Origin of the sequence: Bradyrhizobium sp. SZCCHNR1002 (genome assembly GCF_032381435.1) — a bacterium.
Classification (GTDB): domain Bacteria; phylum Pseudomonadota; class Alphaproteobacteria; order Rhizobiales; family Xanthobacteraceae; genus Bradyrhizobium; species Bradyrhizobium aeschynomenes.
The window spans coordinates 398,584-414,662 of record NZ_JAUHIS010000001.1; the positions used below are offsets into that span (position 1 = coordinate 398,584).

Annotated in this window: 15 protein-coding genes; 8 read left to right on the forward strand and 7 right to left on the reverse strand. The window is 66.2% G+C overall.

From position 1 onward, the window contains the following. Positions 1 to 209: 209 nt before the first annotated feature. The 3 genes from alr to QX108_RS01725 all read right to left on the reverse strand — a co-directional run bounded on the left by alr (position 210) and on the right by QX108_RS01725 (position 4,837). Positions 210 to 1,397: an alanine racemase gene (gene alr / locus QX108_RS01715; RefSeq protein ID WP_315779211.1), complete on the reverse strand. Its 1,188-nt coding sequence runs from the start codon at positions 1,395 to 1,397 to the stop codon at positions 210 to 212. Between the two features lie 45 nt (positions 1,398 to 1,442). Continuing rightward, positions 1,443 to 2,951: a replicative DNA helicase gene (locus QX108_RS01720; protein ID WP_172109353.1), complete on the reverse strand. Its 1,509-nt coding sequence runs from the start codon at positions 2,949 to 2,951 to the stop codon at positions 1,443 to 1,445. 635 nt (positions 2,952 to 3,586) lie between these two features. Beyond that, positions 3,587 to 4,837 (reverse strand): cyclopropane-fatty-acyl-phospholipid synthase family protein, encoded by a 1,251-nt coding sequence (locus QX108_RS01725; RefSeq protein ID WP_315779209.1) that lies wholly within the window; start codon positions 4,835 to 4,837, stop codon positions 3,587 to 3,589. 414 nt (positions 4,838 to 5,251) lie between these two features. On the opposite strand from QX108_RS01725, the gene QX108_RS01730 reads away from it, so the two are divergent. Continuing rightward, complete coding sequence (locus QX108_RS01730; RefSeq protein ID WP_315779207.1) at positions 5,252 to 6,049, forward strand: hypothetical protein; 798 nt, start codon at positions 5,252 to 5,254, stop codon at positions 6,047 to 6,049. Positions 6,050 to 6,109: 60 nt separating this feature from the next. Here QX108_RS01730 and rplI read toward each other — a convergent pair whose 3' ends face one another. From rplI to rpsF, 4 genes are all read right to left on the reverse strand, one after another. Beyond that, a complete protein-coding gene (gene rplI, locus QX108_RS01735) occupies positions 6,110 to 6,703 on the reverse strand; it encodes a 50S ribosomal protein L9 (RefSeq protein ID WP_315779205.1) in 594 nt (197 codons plus the stop codon). Positions 6,704 to 6,752: 49 nt separating this feature from the next. Beyond that, positions 6,753 to 7,709, reverse strand: coding sequence for a DUF2232 domain-containing protein (locus QX108_RS01740; protein WP_315779203.1), 957 nt, complete (start codon positions 7,707 to 7,709; stop codon positions 6,753 to 6,755). A 132-nt stretch (positions 7,710 to 7,841) separates the two neighbouring features. Next, positions 7,842 to 8,081: a 30S ribosomal protein S18 gene (gene rpsR / locus QX108_RS01745; protein WP_006610961.1), complete on the reverse strand. Its 240-nt coding sequence runs from the start codon at positions 8,079 to 8,081 to the stop codon at positions 7,842 to 7,844. Positions 8,082 to 8,086: 5 nt separating this feature from the next. Next, positions 8,087 to 8,548, reverse strand: a complete 462-nt coding sequence (gene rpsF, locus QX108_RS01750; protein ID WP_315719863.1) for a 30S ribosomal protein S6 — start codon at positions 8,546 to 8,548, stop codon at positions 8,087 to 8,089. Positions 8,549 to 8,892: 344 nt separating this feature from the next. Here rpsF and fabD point away from each other — a divergent pair, with 344 nt between their 5' ends. The 7 genes from fabD (at position 8,893) to gmk (ending at position 16,039) form a co-directional block, all read left to right on the forward strand. Beyond that, the gene (gene fabD, locus QX108_RS01755; RefSeq protein ID WP_172109348.1) at positions 8,893 to 9,852 is read left to right on the forward strand and encodes an ACP S-malonyltransferase; all 960 of its coding nucleotides are present in this window, start codon (positions 8,893 to 8,895) and stop codon (positions 9,850 to 9,852) included. A gap of 33 nt (positions 9,853 to 9,885) precedes the next feature. Then, entirely contained in the window at positions 9,886 to 10,623 is a 738-nt protein-coding gene (fabG, locus tag QX108_RS01760; RefSeq protein ID WP_172109347.1) for a 3-oxoacyl-[acyl-carrier-protein] reductase, read from the forward strand. 450 nt (positions 10,624 to 11,073) lie between these two features. After that, complete coding sequence (locus QX108_RS01765; protein ID WP_006610957.1) at positions 11,074 to 11,313, forward strand: acyl carrier protein; 240 nt, start codon at positions 11,074 to 11,076, stop codon at positions 11,311 to 11,313. Positions 11,314 to 11,533: 220 nt separating this feature from the next. Beyond that, the gene (gene fabF / locus QX108_RS01770) at positions 11,534 to 12,799 is read left to right on the forward strand and encodes a beta-ketoacyl-ACP synthase II (protein ID WP_172131979.1); all 1,266 of its coding nucleotides are present in this window, start codon (positions 11,534 to 11,536) and stop codon (positions 12,797 to 12,799) included. Between the two features lie 286 nt (positions 12,800 to 13,085). Continuing rightward, on the forward strand, positions 13,086 to 14,366 hold the full coding sequence (gene mltG, locus QX108_RS01775; RefSeq protein WP_315719864.1) for an endolytic transglycosylase MltG: 1,281 nt from the start codon (positions 13,086 to 13,088) through the stop codon (positions 14,364 to 14,366). A 122-nt stretch (positions 14,367 to 14,488) separates the two neighbouring features. Beyond that, on the forward strand, positions 14,489 to 15,376 hold the full coding sequence (locus QX108_RS01780) for a YicC/YloC family endoribonuclease (RefSeq protein WP_315719865.1): 888 nt from the start codon (positions 14,489 to 14,491) through the stop codon (positions 15,374 to 15,376). Positions 15,377 to 15,379: 3 nt separating this feature from the next. After that, complete coding sequence (gene gmk / locus QX108_RS01785; protein ID WP_315779199.1) at positions 15,380 to 16,039, forward strand: guanylate kinase; 660 nt, start codon at positions 15,380 to 15,382, stop codon at positions 16,037 to 16,039. The last annotated feature ends 40 nt before the right edge of the window (positions 16,040 to 16,079 follow it).

Sequence of the window (16,079 nt, forward strand, 5' to 3'; positions counted from 1 at the left end):
AGGAGGCGTGGCCTCCAATGAGATCGAATGGTCCCACCTCACACGCGGTCGTCATCCCCGCGAAAGCGGGGATCCAGTACGCCGCGGCCCATCGAGGACTCACAGCCGTCTCTGGAATACTGGATCGCCCGGTCGAGCCGGGCGATGACAGCGGAAGGTGGCGCACGGGCACGGCATCGCGTCGTTGGCCAAGCGTCGCCGTCAGACGATCAGCTCTCCGCGGGCGCCGCACCGCCCTTGTAGATGCGGTGGTAGCGGCGGCCGAGATTGGTCAGGACTTCGTAGCCGATGGTGCCGAAATGATGCGCGAGCTCGTCGACGGTGATGCCTTCGCCGAGCAAAGTGGCGAAGTGGCCGCGGCGGGCGGCTTTCGGCGGCAGGTCGGTGACATCGACCGCGATCAGGTCCATCGACACGCGGCCGGCGATCGGGCAGCGCTGGCCGGCGATGATGACGTCGGCCCCGCGGGTGCCGTCGTTGGACGAGGCGGCGCGGAAATAGCCGTCGGCATAGCCGGCGGAGAGGATCGCGAGCTTGGTCGGCCGGCGCGCGGTCCAGGTGCCGCCATAGCCGACGGCGTCACCGCGGGCGAGGTCGCGCAGCTGCACGATGCGGGCCTTGATCTCGGCGACCGGCTGCATCGGGTTGTCGGCCTCCGGCGTCGGATTGACGCCGTAGAGCGCCGCACCGGGACGCACCATGTCGAACTGGAAGGAGGCGCCGAGGAAGATGCCGGAGGAGGCCGCGAGCGCAGCCGGCACGCCCGTGAAGACGCTCGTGACCTCGCGGAAAGCCGCAAGCTGGCGCGCATTCGCGGGGCTGTTGACCTGCTCGGCCGAGGCGAGATGGCTCATCACCAGGGTGATGCCGTGGTCGCCGGTCTGGATGCGCGGGATCATGCCCTGCGCATCGATCGGGGGCAGGCCGAGCCGGTTCATGCCGGTGTCGACATGGATGGCGGCACCGCCCTTCCATCCGGTGCGGCGGCAGAACATGTCCCACTCGGCAAGCTCGTTGAGGTCGCCGATGACCGGGCGGCAATTGATCGCCGCGTAGTCGTCGCCGGTGTTCTGGAAGAAGCCGTCGAGCACGTAGAGCGCGGCCGTGTCGGGCAGGGCGGCACGCGCGGTCCTGGCCTCGCCGAGCGTCGCGACGAAGAAGGTCTTGCAGCCGGCGGCGGCGAGCGTGCGCGCCACCTGGGGGATGCCGCAGCCATAGGCGTCGGCCTTGATCACGCCAGCGCATTCGGCGGGCACCGCGGTCTTTTCCAGCTTGCGCCAGTTGGCGGCGAGCGCGTCGAGATCGATGGTCAGCACGCCCGTGGCGCTGGCCGGAACTTGGCTGACATCGTCAGCCAATGCGGGCTGCTCGGCGGGTTTCGGTTCGGGAACACTCATGGGGCGCTTTTACGCGCCGCAGCGTCTGCGTTCAACAGCACACGGTCAATAGTCGTGGTTCTGCTGCACCATGCCGTCATGGGCGAGATCGCCGAACCGGGTGACCGAGGCGTCGAAGTGCAATTCGACCGTGCCGGTCGGGCCGTGGCGCTGCTTGCCGATGATCACTTCGGCCTTGCCGAGCGCCAGATCCATTTCCATCTGCCACTTCTGGTGCTCCTCGGTGCCGGGGCGCGGCTCCTTGGCGGCAAGGTAGTATTCGCCGCGATACACGAACAGCACGACGTCGGCGTCCTGCTCGATCGAGCCGGATTCGCGCAGGTCCGACAGCTGCGGCCGCTTGTCCTCGCGGTTCTCGACCTGGCGCGACAGCTGCGACAGCGCGATGATGGGCACGCTGAGCTCCTTGGCCAGCGCCTTCAGGCTGGTGGTGATCTCGGTGATTTCCTGCACGCGGTTGTCGTTGCCGCGCTTGCCCGAGCCCGACAGCAGCTGGATGTAGTCGATCACCAGCAGGTCGAGGCCCTTCTGGCGCTTCAGGCGGCGGGCGCGGGCCATCACCTGCGCGATCGAGATGCCGCCGGTTTCGTCGACATAGAACGGCAGCGACTGCAATTCGATCGAGCACTCGCGCAGCTTCTCGAAATCGGCCTCGGTGATGCCGCCGCGGCGGATGTGGCTCGATGGAATTCCGGAGCGTTCGGCGATGATACGGGTGGCGAGCTGCTCGCCGCTCATTTCGCACGAGAAGAACCCGACCACGCCGCCCTGAGCGGCGCGATAGGTGCCGTCGGGCTGCAGTTCCGGAACGTAGGCCTGGGCGACGTTGTAGGCGATGTTGGTGGCGAGCGAGGTCTTGCCCATGCCGGGACGGCCGGCGAGGATGATCAAGTCCGAATGCTGCAGGCCGCCCATCTTGGCGTCGAGATCGCGCAGGCCCGTGGAGATGCCCGACAGCTTCCCGTCGCGCTGGAACGCCTTGGCGGCCATGTCGAGCGCTGTCGTCAGCGCCTGCGAGAATTTCTGGAAGCCGCCGTCGTAGCGGCCGGACTCGGCGAGCTCATAAAGCCTTCGCTCGGCGTCCTCGATCTGGTTGCGCGGGGCGAAATCGACCGGCGCGTCATAGGCGACGTTGACCATGTCCTCGCCGATGCCGATCAGGTCGCGGCGCAACGACAGGTCATAGATGGTGCGGCCATAGTCCTGCGCGTTGATGATCGTCGTCGCCTCGGCTGCGAGCCGCGCCAGGTATTGCCCGACGGTCATGCCGCCGAGGTCGACGTCGGCCGGCAGGAACGTCTTCAAGGTCACGGGCGTCGCGACCTTGCCCATCCGGATCAGGCTGCCCGTGGTTTCGAAAATGGTCTGATGCAGCGGCTCGAAGAAATGCTTCGGCTCGAGGAAGTCGGACACGCGATAGAACGCGTCGTTGTTGACCAGGATGGCGCCGAGCAGACCCTGCTCCGCCTCGATGTTGTGAGGCGCGCTGCGATAGGCCGGCGTGGCGGCGTCCGTGGGAGCCAGCTTGAGAACGTTCGAATCGGTCAATGCCATGGATGCGTGTTTAGCAGCTTTGAAGGGGAGGGGATAAAGCGCCAGTCGCTGCCTGAGCGGAAGCGAAAGCTGCGCGCTATTCACCGTCCGGTAAATCTGGTGGATGAATCCGGACTCGCCAGATGCCGTGCTTGACGGGATCAGAGGGACTCGCGGCCGCTCATGGTGGAACGGAACTTCGCTTCAATCAGGGGGCGAGAACCGCCGCGCAACCGCGAGCCTCGGCGAGCGGGCAAGACTGGGCAAGACGGGAGAAGAAGCCGGCAGCGGTCAGCCCGCAAGGGCGGGCTTCCGGGCGGCGCGTGGCGTCAGACCAGCAGCAGATACAGCAGCGCGATGAGGGATGCGCCCACGCCGGCGGCAATCAGCGCGTAGTCGGTGCTGAAGTCGGTCTTGGGTTCCAACATGGCTTGCGTGGGGCTCTGGGACATGCCGGAACATTACGGCCGGACATTCACGGGGTCTGTGAGCCAGTTCACAGATCGAACGATTTGTTCGAAAGTTTGAGGCGGATCGCTGCGATCTCGCTTTGGGCGTGCTTTTCGTCGGGTGAGCATCTCGAAATTGAAGTTGCGGGCGCGCGAGAGTCGAGCGGAGGCGTTCGATGGTCCGTCAGTGATCGCAGCTCGCGCTCACTACTCTCCTGCCATCCGCAGTGCCGGCCGCATGCCGCGCTCGAGCGTGCGCAGGCGGGTCTCCTCGTGATGGATGTAGTCGCGCGTCATGGGCACCACGCCCTGGCGCCTGGCCAGCTGGATCTGGAAGTTCATCATGTTCTGCTTGCGGAACGCCATCTCCGCACAAGCCAGGTAGAACTCCCACATCCGCGCAAAGCGCTCGTCGTAGAGCTGCACGGCCTCCTCGCGGCGGGCCATGAAGCGCTCGCGCCAGGCCTTCAGCGTCTGCGCGTGGTGCAGCCGCAGGATCTCGATGTCGCACACCAGGAGGCCGGCGCGTTCGATGGCCGGCAGCACCTCGGAAAGGGCCGGGATGTAGCCGCCGGGGAAGATGTATTTGGCGATCCACGGATTGGTGGCGTCCGGCCCCTCGGAGCGTCCGATCGAATGCAGCAGCATGATGCCGTCCTCGGCGAGCAGCTCGGCGCAACGGCGGAAGAAGGTGTCGTAGAAGGCGACGCCGACATGCTCGAACATGCCGACCGAGACGATGCGGTCGAACGTGCCGGGCACGTCGCGATAGTCCTGGAGCAGAAAGCGCGCGGAGTCGGAGAGGTGCCGTTCCCCAGCGCGGGCTCTGGCGACCTGCAACTGCTCGGTCGACAGCGTCACGCCGGTGACGTCGGCGCCGAGGATCTCCGCCAGATACAGGCCGAGACCACCCCAGCCGCAGCCGATGTCGAGCACGCGGTCGTTGCGGCCGATCATGAGCTTGGCGGCGATATGGCGCTTCTTGGCGAGCTGGGCGTCATCGAGCGTTGCGTCCGCACGCTCGAAATAGGCGCAGGAATATTGCCGGTCGGCGTCGAGGAACAGCGCGTAGAGCCGGCCGTCGAGATCATAGTGGTGGGCGACGTTGTGGCGCGCGCGTTGTTTGATGTTGAGCTGACGCAGCAGTCTGATCCCATAGCGAAGCCACCATTGCATCTTCGCCCATCGCGGCACCATCTCCGGCTGATCCATCACCACCGCGAGCAGGTCGGCAATCGAGCCTTGCTGGATGACCAGGGAGCCATCCATGTAGATTTCGCCGAGCGCGAGCTCGGGGTTGGTCAGGATCCGGCGCTCGGCCGCGCGGGTGAGGAACCTGGCGGCGACCGGCGTACCCGTGCCATCGCCGCAGCGGAATGTCGCACCGTCAGCGGTCGTGAAGCTGATCGAGCCACGGCAGATGAAACGACTGAGGAGACGACGCAACAAACGGTCCATCCACACCACCCAACGAGTTATCCCCGTGAGATGCCGACTTTTCCCGCTGTCGCACACGACGCATGCCGCCCCGTTTGGTTCCCATGTCCTCTCAATTTATGTTAGTCGTTGGGCATAGGTGGTGCCCCTCGGGTGAACACAAAGCGGTTATTTCAAATGAGATTGAGCGATGGACATCTCCGCGCAGCAGGATCTGTGCGCTTTCATTCCCTCGCCAATTCGCTAAAAAGGCGCCCGCCGGTTGCAACACCGGCAGCCGGAATGTGAGGGCCGGCAGTGGGCTCATGGGTCTGCCGTCGCGCAGGCAAAGCGGCCGCGGTTGCGGTCGTTGCGTCCGGGCGGTGAAGAGGAGCATGGCGGCGGTATCGGGCAGAGACCGCGTCGTGAGGGCGAAACGATAGCTGGAGAATGAGGATGGTGGGCCGAGCGCTCAATTTGGCGGCGGCGGTGGCCGTGTTCTGCACGATGCTCGCGAATGGGGCCGCGGCGCAGGAAAATCTGGATGCGGGCAAGACGCCTTCTCAGCTCTACAACGGCACCTGCGTGGTCTGTCACAAATCTCCGCGCGGCCTCGCCAAGAACACGTCGGCGAGCTCGCTGCCGGGGTTCTTGCGGCAGCATTACACGACCAGTCCCGAGATGGCCGGCGTGCTCGCCAACTACCTGATCTCGAACGGCGCGGCCGATGCGCGCTACATGGGGCATTCGGGCAAGGACGGCAAGGAGACGCGGTCCGAGCGCCGCGCCCGGTCGCCTGCCGCCGAGCCTTCCGAGGCGAAGCCTGCCGCCGAGGCGGACGGCCAGGCCGAGCCGCGCCGCCGCTCGCGTCACCATTCGAAGCGTTCGGACCCATCGGCGCCGGCCGAGCCGAAGCCCGAGGCCGGAGCGGACGGCAAGGATCCGGTCGCTGGGCCCGCCGATGGCGAGGGCAGTGCGCCGGGCAAGAAAGGCAAAGTCGGCAAGCGCAAGAAGCCGGCCCAGGAGGGAGCCGCTGCGGATGAGATGCGCAACGACTCCACCGGGGCCACCCGGCCGTCGCCGGCGCGCGACGACAATGCCGCCCGCGCCGAGCCGCCGAAGGTGGAGACGCCGAGGTCGAGTGACGCCGCGCCGTCGCTGCGCGCCGATCCGGTGCCGCCGGTGACCCCCGCGCCGGCGACGACCCAGTCGGTGCCGGCGGATCCCTCGGTGCCGTCGTCGCCGTCGCGATGAGACACATAAAAAGCCCGGCTCGCTGAGCCGGGCTTTTCTGCAAGCGGCGCTGGAGGGCGCTTATTGCTCGGCGGTCTCGCCGGCGGTGCCCTCGTCCTGGGCCTCCGGATCGAAGAACTCGCCGGCGGCGGCGATGGCCTCGGCGGCGGCGTCGCGGTCCTCCTGGCGGGTCGAGATGTCCTCGCCGCGCTTGATGCGCTCGGCCTCGTCGGCGCTGCGGGCCACCGTCACGGTCACCGAGGTCTCGACCTCCGGGTGGATCGCGATGGTGATCTTCTGCTGGCCGATGGTCTTGATCGGCGCATCGAGCCAGACCTGCGGACGGCTGACGGTGATGCCGTCGGCGGCGAGCGCGGCGACGATGTCACGGACCGAGACCGAGCCGAACAGCTGGCCGGATTCGGAGGCCTGGCGGATGATGACGATGTCGCGGCCGTCGATCTTCTCGGCGACCTTGGACGCTTCGCCCTTGGCCTTGATGTTGTTGGCCTCGAGCTCGGCCTTCATGCCCTCATACTTGGCCTTGTTCTCGGCGGTCGCGCGCAGCGCCTTCTTGCGCTTGAGCAGGAAGTTGCGGGCGAACCCGTCCTTGACCTTCACGATCTCGCCCATCTGGCCGAGTTTGGCGACGCGTTCCAGCAGAATGACTTCCATCGATGTTCTCCTTGAGATGTTCGGAAGCGGTTGGTGTGAGGTTGAAGGTCTACGGCACCGGCAACGGCGGCGGTTGCCGCGGGCCGAAGCGGTGGCGGAGGTCGAAGGCGGCGTCGGCGAGGCCGAGGACGACCATCGCCAGCACCGGCCAGATGAACAGCACGATGACGACGTAGATCGAGCCCAGCCACAGCGCGCGGCTGCGCAGCGCCAGCGTGAGCGTATGGAGCACGGCGAAGCCGGTCAGCGCGTAGGCCATCAGCAGCGCCGCCGCGACGATCACGGCGATCAGGGCTGGAAGACCGCTGCTGAAGGCGAAGCCGATGGCGACCAGCAGCGCCACCAGGGTCATCGGCGGCAGCGCGGTGGCTCGCAGGTCCGGCCAGGGCCGCCGCAGCCGACCGGAGGTCGCGGAAATCTTGCCGGCGAGCCACAGATTGAGGCTCAGCGTCAGAGTCGCGAACATCGCCGCCCCTCCAGGCGCGATTCGGATGAGCGCGTCGATCCATCGGTCGGCGTCCGGAGGCAACGGAGAGTCGGCGGCGTTCAAGATCCGGGCGAGCGCGCGGCGCAGGGTGCCGGTGATCGTGTCCGCATCGGTGCCGAGCGTCAGCAGGGCGGCAAGGGTCGTGAGAGCCGCCAGGGCGGAGATCCACAGCAGGATGCGACCGATCGGATACCATTCGATTGCACCCGGCGCGTCGGGCGAGGTCGCCTCAGCCGCACGGCCGAGCATCACGAGGTGCCCGAGCCACCAGGCGGGCAGCGCCACGGCCACGACGAAGGCGATGCAGTAGGGGAAGCTGACGAGCAGGCCGAGCCCGATCGCCGCGGCGATGCCGCCGATGCTGGCGTAAAGTGGGCCCCAGGCGATGGCGGTCACCATCAGCGGCAGCGGCGCCAGATAGAACAGGGCAAGCGAAATCAGGACGCCCGAGACGATCGAGGCGAACATGACGGCGGCGGCGGCGCCTGCCGCGAGCGCGATGAGAATCGGTGCGATCATCAGCTGTCCCGCTCCCTTCGAGCGGTTAGAGGCATCGAGGCCCCAACCATCGGCAACCGGACGACCCGGAAGCCTTATGAGAATTCGAGTCAAGAGAACCGGCGGCGCGAGGCCGCCGGTTTGACGCTGAAATCAGCGAATGACGTAGGGCAGCAGGCCGAGGAAGCGGGCGCGCTTGATGGCGCGGGCCAGCTCACGCTGCTTCTTTGCGGACACCGCCGTGATGCGGCTCGGCACGATCTTGCCGCGCTCGGAGACGTAGCGCATCAGCAGCTTCGAATCCTTGTAGTCGATCTTCGGCGCATTCGGACCCGTGAACGGGCAGGTCTTGCGGCGGCGGAAGAACGGGCGACGTGCGGGGGCTTCAGCCATTGATCTTACTCCTCGTCCGCAGTTTCTTCGTCACGGGGCCGGCGCGGGCCGCGATCACCACGGTCACCGCGATCGCCACGGAAGCCGCCGCCATCGCGCTCACCACGGAAGCCACCGCCGCGGTCGTCGCGCTCACGGTCGCGATCGGCCTTGCGCATCATGGCCGAGGGGCCTTCCTCGAGCTCGTCGACGCGGACGCTGAGGTAACGGATGACGTCCTCGCTGATCCGCTCCTGACGCTCGATCTCGGCGATCGCAGCGGACGGCGCGTCGATGTTGAGCAGCACGAAGTGCGCCTTGCGGTTCTTGTTCATGCGGTAGGTGAGGGAGCGAACGCCCCAATTCTCGGTCTTCGTGACCTTACCGCCGAGACCCTCGACGATACCGGTCATCTGAGCCGTCAGTTCTTCCACCTGCTGGGTGCTCGCGTCCTGACGCGCGAGGAAAACATGCTCGTAAAGCGGCATGGCTGTCCTTTCCAAGTTGGCGCAAATCCCGGCGTCAAGCCCTTCGAGCCCTTGTGGAAAGGACTCGCAGACGTCAGCTCAGAAGGCGGGAACACGGGACGACGGGCCGACTGGCCCTGCCACATCAAAGTCGCCTGGAATAGCAGGTGAAATTTGCTGGGACCGTCCGTTCAGCTCCCGGCTCGGGATCCACGGATGGCGCGCTATATACCGATTTTCGGCGCCGAGGCAAGGGAAAGTGGTCGAATTGCGCCCGTCACGCGCTTGACATGACAGCCGTTGCCAGTGTCTTTCCGGCCAAAGTTACTCATTTCCAGGGATTTTGGAACGTTCAGGGAGCGGCCATGACGGCAGCATTCACTTTTCCGGGGCAGGGGTCCCAGGCCGTCGGCATGGGCAAGGCGCTTGCGGACGCATTTCCGGCGGCCCGCGCGGTATTCGATGAGGTCGACGCTGCCCTCGGCGAGAAGCTGACCGCCATCATCTGGGAAGGTCCGGCCGAAACCCTGCAACTGACCGAGAATGCCCAGCCCGCCCTGATGGCGGTGTCGATGGCGACCTTGCGGGTGCTGGAGACGGAGGCGGGGTTCTCGGTCGGCCGAGACGCGGCCTTCGTCGCCGGCCACTCGCTCGGCGAATATTCGGCGTTGGCGGCCGCCGGCAGCCTGACGATTGCCGATACCGCCCGCCTGCTGCGCACCCGCGGCCTCGCCATGCAGAAGGCCGTCCCGGTCGGCGTCGGCGCGATGGCGGCGCTGCTCGGCATGGATTACGAGGCTGCGGTCGCCGTGGCCGAAGAGGCGGCCCAGGGTGAGGTCTGCCAGGCCGCGAACGACAACGGCGGTGGCCAGGTGGTCGTCTCCGGCAACAAGGCTGCCGTGGACCGCGCCGTCGAGATTGCGCGTGCCAAGGGTGCCAAGCGCGCCATGTTGCTGCCGGTGTCTGCGCCGTTCCACTGCCAGCTGATGCAACCGGCCGCGGATGTGATGGCCGAGGCGCTGTCGAAGGTGACGATCAAGGCGCCGGCCGCGCCGGTCGTGTCCAATGTTCTGGCCGCGCCGATCAGCGATCCCGACGAGATTCGCCGTCGTCTGGTCGAGCAGGTCACGGGGACCGTGCGGTGGCGCGAATCGATCGCCTATATGGCGGGCCAGGGCGTGACGCGATTCTTCGAGATCGGTGCCGGCAAGGTGCTGAGCGGCCTGGTCAAGCGGATCGCGGAGGGCGCAGTGGGCGTCGCCGTCGGCGGGCCGGCGGACATCGCGGCCGCCAAGGATGCGCTGGCTGCAGCCAAAACGTCGTAGAGCGTCGCGTAAGGCGGCATTGAGGAGAGTTGGATGTTCGATCTGAGTGGCAGGACCGCGCTGGTCACCGGCGCGACCGGCGGCATCGGCAATGCGATCGCGAAGGCATTGCATGCCCAGGGGGCGACCGTTGCCGTGTCCGGCACGCGCCGCGAGGTGCTGGAGACCTTGGCGGGCGAGTTGGGCAGCCGCGTGCATGTGCTGCCTTGCAACCTGTCGGATGCGGCCGAGGTCGAGGCGCTGGTCCCGGCTGCCGAGCAGGCCATGGGACAGGTCGACATTCTCGTCGCCAACGCCGGCATCACCCGGGACAACCTGTTCGTGCAGCTGCGCGACGAGGATTGGGACGAGGTGATCAAGGTCAACCTGACCGCCACCTTCCGCCTGTCGCGCGCCGCCACCAAGCTGATGATGCGCAAGCGCTTTGGCCGCATCATCGCGATCACCTCGATCGTCGGCGTGACCGGCAATCCGGGGCAGGGCAATTACACCGCGTCCAAGGCCGGGATCATCGGCATGATCAAGACGCTCGGCGCCGAATACGCCAAGCGCGGCGTGACCGCCAACTGCATCGCACCCGGCTTCATCAAGACACCGATGACCGACGCGCTGAACGAGAAGCAGCGCGAGTCGATCCTCGCCAAGGTGCCGGCGGCGCGGTTGGGTACGCCCGAGGACATTGCTGCAGCTGCGGTGTACCTCGCCTCCAACGAGGCCGCCTATGTCACGGGCCAGACCATCCACGTCAACGGCGGCATGGCCATGATCTAGCTCTTGATCTAGCTCCTGGCCCGCGGCCCGGAATGCGGCGAAAAGACGTCGCGCTTACGGGCCGGGGCCGTGTGGTCAATGATTCGCGTGTATGGTAACCGAGCCGCTCACGGGGGCACGAAGAACGCCATTGCAGGATTTCCAAACCCTGTATATTGGCGGGGCGAGCTGCCATCGTTCGCCGGGCCTCCGTCCGGCTGGTGCTGCTGATCCGGGTTCCTGTTCGAGCGTCCAGGATCGGAGGCGTACCGGCCTCATGGAGTGTGTGGATTGGAGTTTGTGAGTGGCCCCGTTTCCGAAGTTTTCGGACCGCATGTTGTCCGCCAATTTCGGTAAAGGGGCGCTGCGGGGCAAATCTGGTTTTGCGCGATCGCGAAGGAAGTTTGACGGCCGGGGTGATGCGGATCATCCGGGGGTCGGGTCTTAAAGGAACAAGCACGAGGTTGAACGATGAGTGAGATTGGCGAGCGGGTTAAGAAGATCGTGGTCGAGCACCTTGGTGTCGAGCCCGAGAAAGTGGTCGACAACGCGAGCTTCATTGACGACCTCGGTGCCGACAGCCTCGACACGGTCGAGCTCGTCATGGCTTTCGAGGAAGAGTTCGGTTGCGAGATTCCGGACGACGCTGCCGAGACCATCCTGACGGTCGGCGACGCCACCAAGTTCCTCGAGAAGAACGCCAAGAGCTGACGCTCCGGCGAGAGTTGTGCGAAACCGGCCGATCCGTCTTGTGCGGTCGACCGGTTTCTTGCTGTTGGCGGCATGCGGTAGGCCGTCATCTGGCGGCCGGCAAGGCACCATTCGGACGCGATGCCCGGCCAGAACGTGTTGCTCGAACAATTGACCCGAGGTGCCGCGACGGCCGTCAGCCGGTTCACAAGCGCTCAAGGTCGGGTCTGGAGAAACGAACATGAGGCGGGTTGTCGTCACTGGCCTTGGCATGGTTTCGCCGCTTGGCTGTGGTGTGGAAACGACCTGGCAGCGGATCCTTCAGGGCAAGAGCGGTGCGCGCGTGATCGAGTCGTTCGACGTCTCCGATCTGCCCGCCAGGGTGGCCTGCCAGGTGCCGCGCGGCGATGGCAATGACGGCACGTTTAATGCCGATCAGTGGATGGAGCCGAAGGACCAGCGCAAGGTCGACGACTTCATCATCTTCGCCATGGCGGCTGCGCGTCAGGCGCTCGATGACGCCAACTGGCATCCCGCAACGGAAGAGGACCGCTGCGCGACCGGCACCCTGATCGGCTCCGGCATCGGCGGCCTCTCGGGCATTGCCGACACCGCGATCCTGCTCAAGGAGCGCGGCCCCCGGAAGGTCTCACCGTTCTTCATTCCCGGACGTCTGATCAATCTCGCCTCGGGCTATGTCTCGATCGAGCATGGGCTGAAGGGCCCCAATCATTCGGTGGTCACGGCCTGCTCGACGGGCGCGCATGCGATCGGCGATGCGAGCCGGCTGATCGCGCTCGGCGATGCCGACGTCATGGTCGCCGGCGGCACGGAGTCGCCGATCTGCCGAATCGGCATGGCCGGCTTCTGCGCGGCACGCGCGCTCTCCACCGGGTTCAACGAAACGCCGGAACGGGCCTCGCGGCCCTACGACAAGGATCGCGACGGTTTCGTCATGGGCGAGGGCGCCGGCGTGGTCGTGCTCGAGGAGTATGAGCACGCCAAGGCGCGCGGCGCGCGGATCTACGCCGAGGTCTGCGGCTATGGCCTGTCGGGCGATGCCTATCACATTACCTCGCCGTCGCCCGATGGTGACGGCGGCTTCCGCAGCATGAGCGCGGCGTTGAAGCGTGCCGGCATCACGGCCGCCGACATCGACTACATCAACGCCCACGGCACCTCGACGCAGGTCGGTGACGAGATCGAACTCGGTGCAGTCGAGCGTCTGCTCGGCGATGCCGCCTCAAAGGTCTTGATGTCCTCGACCAAATCATCGATCGGTCATCTGCTCGGAGCTGCGGGCGCCGTCGAAGCGATCTTCAGCATTCTCGCGATTCGGGATAACATCGCTCCGCCGACGATCAATCTGGAGAACCCGTCGGTGCAGACGGCGATCGACCTCGTGCCGCACGCGCCTCGCGAACGCGAGATCAACGTGGCGCTGTCGAACTCGTTCGGTTTCGGCGGCACCAACGCTTCGGTGATCCTGCGGCGCGTGGTGAGCTAGTGCGGAAGGCCGGAGTGCCGCTCGGACCGATGGTCACTTGGTCACGCGGATATCCGACTGCAGCCACACTAGAACCCAAGACTTCGCGTGTCTTTAACTTCGCGGGTCTTTCTCGGTCGGCTTTGGACGCCGATACGGTAAGCGGATGTGCATGGCGGGGAGGCCCGGCGAAAACACCTTTTCGCCGTATTCGATGACGAATCGTTGAGATGGGCGTGGACTTCTGGTCGCTTGCGTTGGGGAGCGCACGGCCGCGACGAGAGCGACAGGACTGAAGGTTGCATCGATGAGTGAACGGCCGCCCATCTCGCCCCGCAGTCCGCGCGCAGCGCTGGAGCCCGAACGCGTGCCGCCGCCGCCGCGCCGCTCCGAGCGGGCACGCAACCCCTTCGTCGTGGTCGGCAATGCGATCATCACGCTGCTTCTGCTCGCGATGATCGGGGCGGGTGCGGCATACTATTATGGCCGGCAGATCCTCGAGGCCGCCGGGCCGCTGCAGGAAGACAGGATCGTCAACATTCCCCAGCGCGCCGGCAAGCGCGACATCGCCGACGTGCTGGCGCGCGAAGGCGTCATCGACGTCAATCCCTGGATATTCATTGGCGGCGTCTACGCATTGAAGGCAAGCTCCGACCTGAAGCCGGGCGAGTATGCGTTCCAGAAGAATGCGTCGCTGCGTGACGTGATCGGCGTGATCGTCGAAGGCAAGGTCGTGCAGCATGGCGTCACGATTCCCGAAGGCCTGACCTCCGAGCAGATTGTCGCCCGCCTGTCCGACAACGAGATCTTCACCGGCAGCGTCCGCGAGATTCCGCGCGAGGGCACGCTGCTGCCGGAGACCTACAAGTTCCCGCGCGGCACCAGCCGCGATCAGGTCATCCAGCGCATGCAACAGGCGCAGAAGCGCGTGCTCGCCGAGATCTGGGAGCGCCGCAGTCCCGATCTGCCGGTCAAGACGCCCGAGCAATTGGTGACCCTGGCCTCGATCGTGGAGAAGGAGACCGGCAAGCCCGACGAGCGCAGCCGCGTCGCCGCGGTGTTCGTGAACCGGCTGAGGCAGCGGATCAAGCTGCAGTCCGATCCGACCATCATCTACGGCCTGGTCGGCGGCAAGGGGACGCTGGGACGTCCGATCAAGCGCAGCGAGATCACTCAGCCCTCGCCCTACAACACCTATGTGATCGAAGGCCTGCCGCCCGGTCCGATCTCAAATCCCGGCCGCGCCTCGCTGGAAGCGACGGCGAATCCGGCACGCACGCGCGATCTCTATTTCGTGGCTGACGGCACCGGCGGCCATGCCTTCACCGAGACCTACGACCTGCACCAGAAGAACGTCGCGAAGCTCAGGGCGATGGAACGGCAGACCCAGAACGACACCGTCGAGCCGGACGAGGCGTTGCCTGCCGTTGCCGGCGGAGCGGTGGATCCGGCGGCCGGGGCAGCCGCTCCCAGGGCGCCCGCGGGGGCGAAGAAGCCGCCTGCCAACCGTGCCCCCGGCGGGATTGCACCCGGCAACGGGGCACGGCAGGGCGCCGCGCAGCCGAGCCCGCCGGTCGTTCAGCAATAATTTCCCACGCAGGCCGGCCGCGCAGAACCGGGCTTAACATTTGCCCAAAAGCCCGTAAGGTTCGCGCACTTTTGGCGGGGCGAGTCTGTCCCCGCTGCTGATCTGCCGGAGAGATTGACGAAATGGCGCTGTCGAGCATGACCGGCTTTGCCCGTAGCCACGGGGCAAGCGGTCCCTACTCGTTCGAGTGGGAGTTGAAGTCGGTCAATGCGAAGGGATTGGACGTCCGGGTGCGCCTGCCGCAGGGCTGGGACGAGGTCGAGGCGTTCGCCAAGAAGCGCGCCACCGAGGTGCTCTCCCGCGGCACCGTCTATGCGAACCTCACCGTGAAGCGTGCCGAGACCGGTACGACCGTGCGCATCAACGAGGACGTGCTGGCTGCTGTCGTGAAGGTCGCGGGCTCGCTCGCCGGCAGGATCGATGCGGTCGCGCCGAGCATCGATGGCCTGCTGTCCATCAAGGGCGTGATCGAGGTCGCCGAGCCGGAGAGCGACGAGGCCGAGGACAAGGCTGCCAAGGACGCTGCCATGGCGTCGTTCGAAACTGCTCTGAAACATCTCGTCGAGATGCGCCGGCGCGAGGGCGACACGCTTGGGCAGATCCTCAACCAGCGCGTCGACGAGATCGAAATGCTGGCGAAGAAGGCGGAAGCATCGCCCGGCCGCAAGCCCGAAGCCATCAAGGCCCGGCTCGCGGAGCAGGTTGCGGCCTTGCTCGAAACGTCCGATCGCTTCGATCCCGATCGCCTGGCGCAGGAGGCGCTGCTGATCGCGGCCAAGGCCGACGTGCGCGAGGAGCTCGATCGCATCGCCTCGCACATCGCGCAGGCGCGCGAGATGCTCGGCAAGGGCGGGTCCGTCGGCCGCCGGCTCGACTTCCTCGCCCAGGAATTCCATCGCGAGGTCAACACCACCTGCTCGAAGTCGAACGACATCGAGCTGACCAATATCGGCCTCGAGCTGAAGACCGTGGTCGAGCAGTTCCGCGAACAGGTTCAGAATCTGGAGTGATCCATGGCGGCTCACGACGGAAGCCTTGATGGAGTCGAGCGGCGCGGCCTGATGTTCGTGCTGTCGTCGCCCTCGGGCGCCGGCAAGACGACGCTGTCCCGCCTGCTGATCGAGCGCATGACGGGCCTGCAGATGTCGGTGTCGGCGACGACGCGGCCGATGCGGCCCGGCGAGGTCGACGGCCGCGACTATCACTTCGTCGACCGTGCGCGGTTCGAGGAGATGGTCGAGCGCAACGAGTTGCTCGAGTGGGCCACCGTGTTCGACAACCGCTATGGCACGCCGCGGCCGCCGGTCGAGGCGGCGCTGTCGGCCGGCCAGGATGTGCTGTTCGACATCGACTGGCAGGGCACGCAGCAATTGCGCGAGAAGGCGCGGCAGGACGTGGTCAGCGTATTCATCCTGCCGCCGTCCGCTGCCGATCTCGAGAAGCGGCTGCATACGCGCGCGCAGGATTCCCACGAGGTCATCCGTGGGCGCATGAGCCGTGCCAGCCACGAGATGAGCCACTGGGCGGAGTACGACTACATCGTCATCAACCGCAACGTCGACGATGCGTTTGCCGAGGTGCAGTCGATCCTCAAGGCCGAGCGCCTGAAGCGCGAGCGCCGGACCGGGTTGACGACCTTCGTCCGCGAACTGCAGCGCCAGCTCGGAAGCTGACGCTCTCTATCATGCTTGCTCAAGCATGATCTTTTCGGAA

What these genes read in the sequence shown, in the direction of transcription:
- mltG (WP_315719864.1), top strand. Translation starts at nt 13,086, where the DNA reads ATGAGTGAACGGCCGCCCATCTCGCCCCGCAGTCCGCGCGCAGCGCTG.
- QX108_RS01780 (WP_315719865.1), top strand. Translation starts at nt 14,489, where the DNA reads ATGGCGCTGTCGAGCATGACCGGCTTTGCCCGTAGCCACGGGGCAAGC.
- QX108_RS01730 (WP_315779207.1), top strand. Translation starts at nt 5,252, where the DNA reads ATGGTGGGCCGAGCGCTCAATTTGGCGGCGGCGGTGGCCGTGTTCTGC.
- fabF (WP_172131979.1), top strand. Translation starts at nt 11,534, where the DNA reads ATGAGGCGGGTTGTCGTCACTGGCCTTGGCATGGTTTCGCCGCTTGGC.
- QX108_RS01720 (WP_172109353.1), bottom strand. Translation starts at nt 2,951, where the DNA reads ATGGCATTGACCGATTCGAACGTTCTCAAGCTGGCTCCCACGGACGCC.
- rpsF (WP_315719863.1), bottom strand. Translation starts at nt 8,548, where the DNA reads ATGCCGCTTTACGAGCATGTTTTCCTCGCGCGTCAGGACGCGAGCACC.
- QX108_RS01765 (WP_006610957.1), top strand. Translation starts at nt 11,074, where the DNA reads ATGAGTGAGATTGGCGAGCGGGTTAAGAAGATCGTGGTCGAGCACCTT.
- fabD (WP_172109348.1), top strand. Translation starts at nt 8,893, where the DNA reads ATGACGGCAGCATTCACTTTTCCGGGGCAGGGGTCCCAGGCCGTCGGC.
- rpsR (WP_006610961.1), bottom strand. Translation starts at nt 8,081, where the DNA reads ATGGCTGAAGCCCCCGCACGTCGCCCGTTCTTCCGCCGCCGCAAGACC.
- fabG (WP_172109347.1), top strand. Translation starts at nt 9,886, where the DNA reads ATGTTCGATCTGAGTGGCAGGACCGCGCTGGTCACCGGCGCGACCGGC.
- rplI (WP_315779205.1), bottom strand. Translation starts at nt 6,703, where the DNA reads ATGGAAGTCATTCTGCTGGAACGCGTCGCCAAACTCGGCCAGATGGGC.
- QX108_RS01725 (WP_315779209.1), bottom strand. Translation starts at nt 4,837, where the DNA reads ATGGACCGTTTGTTGCGTCGTCTCCTCAGTCGTTTCATCTGCCGTGGC.
- QX108_RS01740 (WP_315779203.1), bottom strand. Translation starts at nt 7,709, where the DNA reads ATGATCGCACCGATTCTCATCGCGCTCGCGGCAGGCGCCGCCGCCGCC.
- alr (WP_315779211.1), bottom strand. Translation starts at nt 1,397, where the DNA reads ATGAGTGTTCCCGAACCGAAACCCGCCGAGCAGCCCGCATTGGCTGAC.
- gmk (WP_315779199.1), top strand. Translation starts at nt 15,380, where the DNA reads ATGGCGGCTCACGACGGAAGCCTTGATGGAGTCGAGCGGCGCGGCCTG.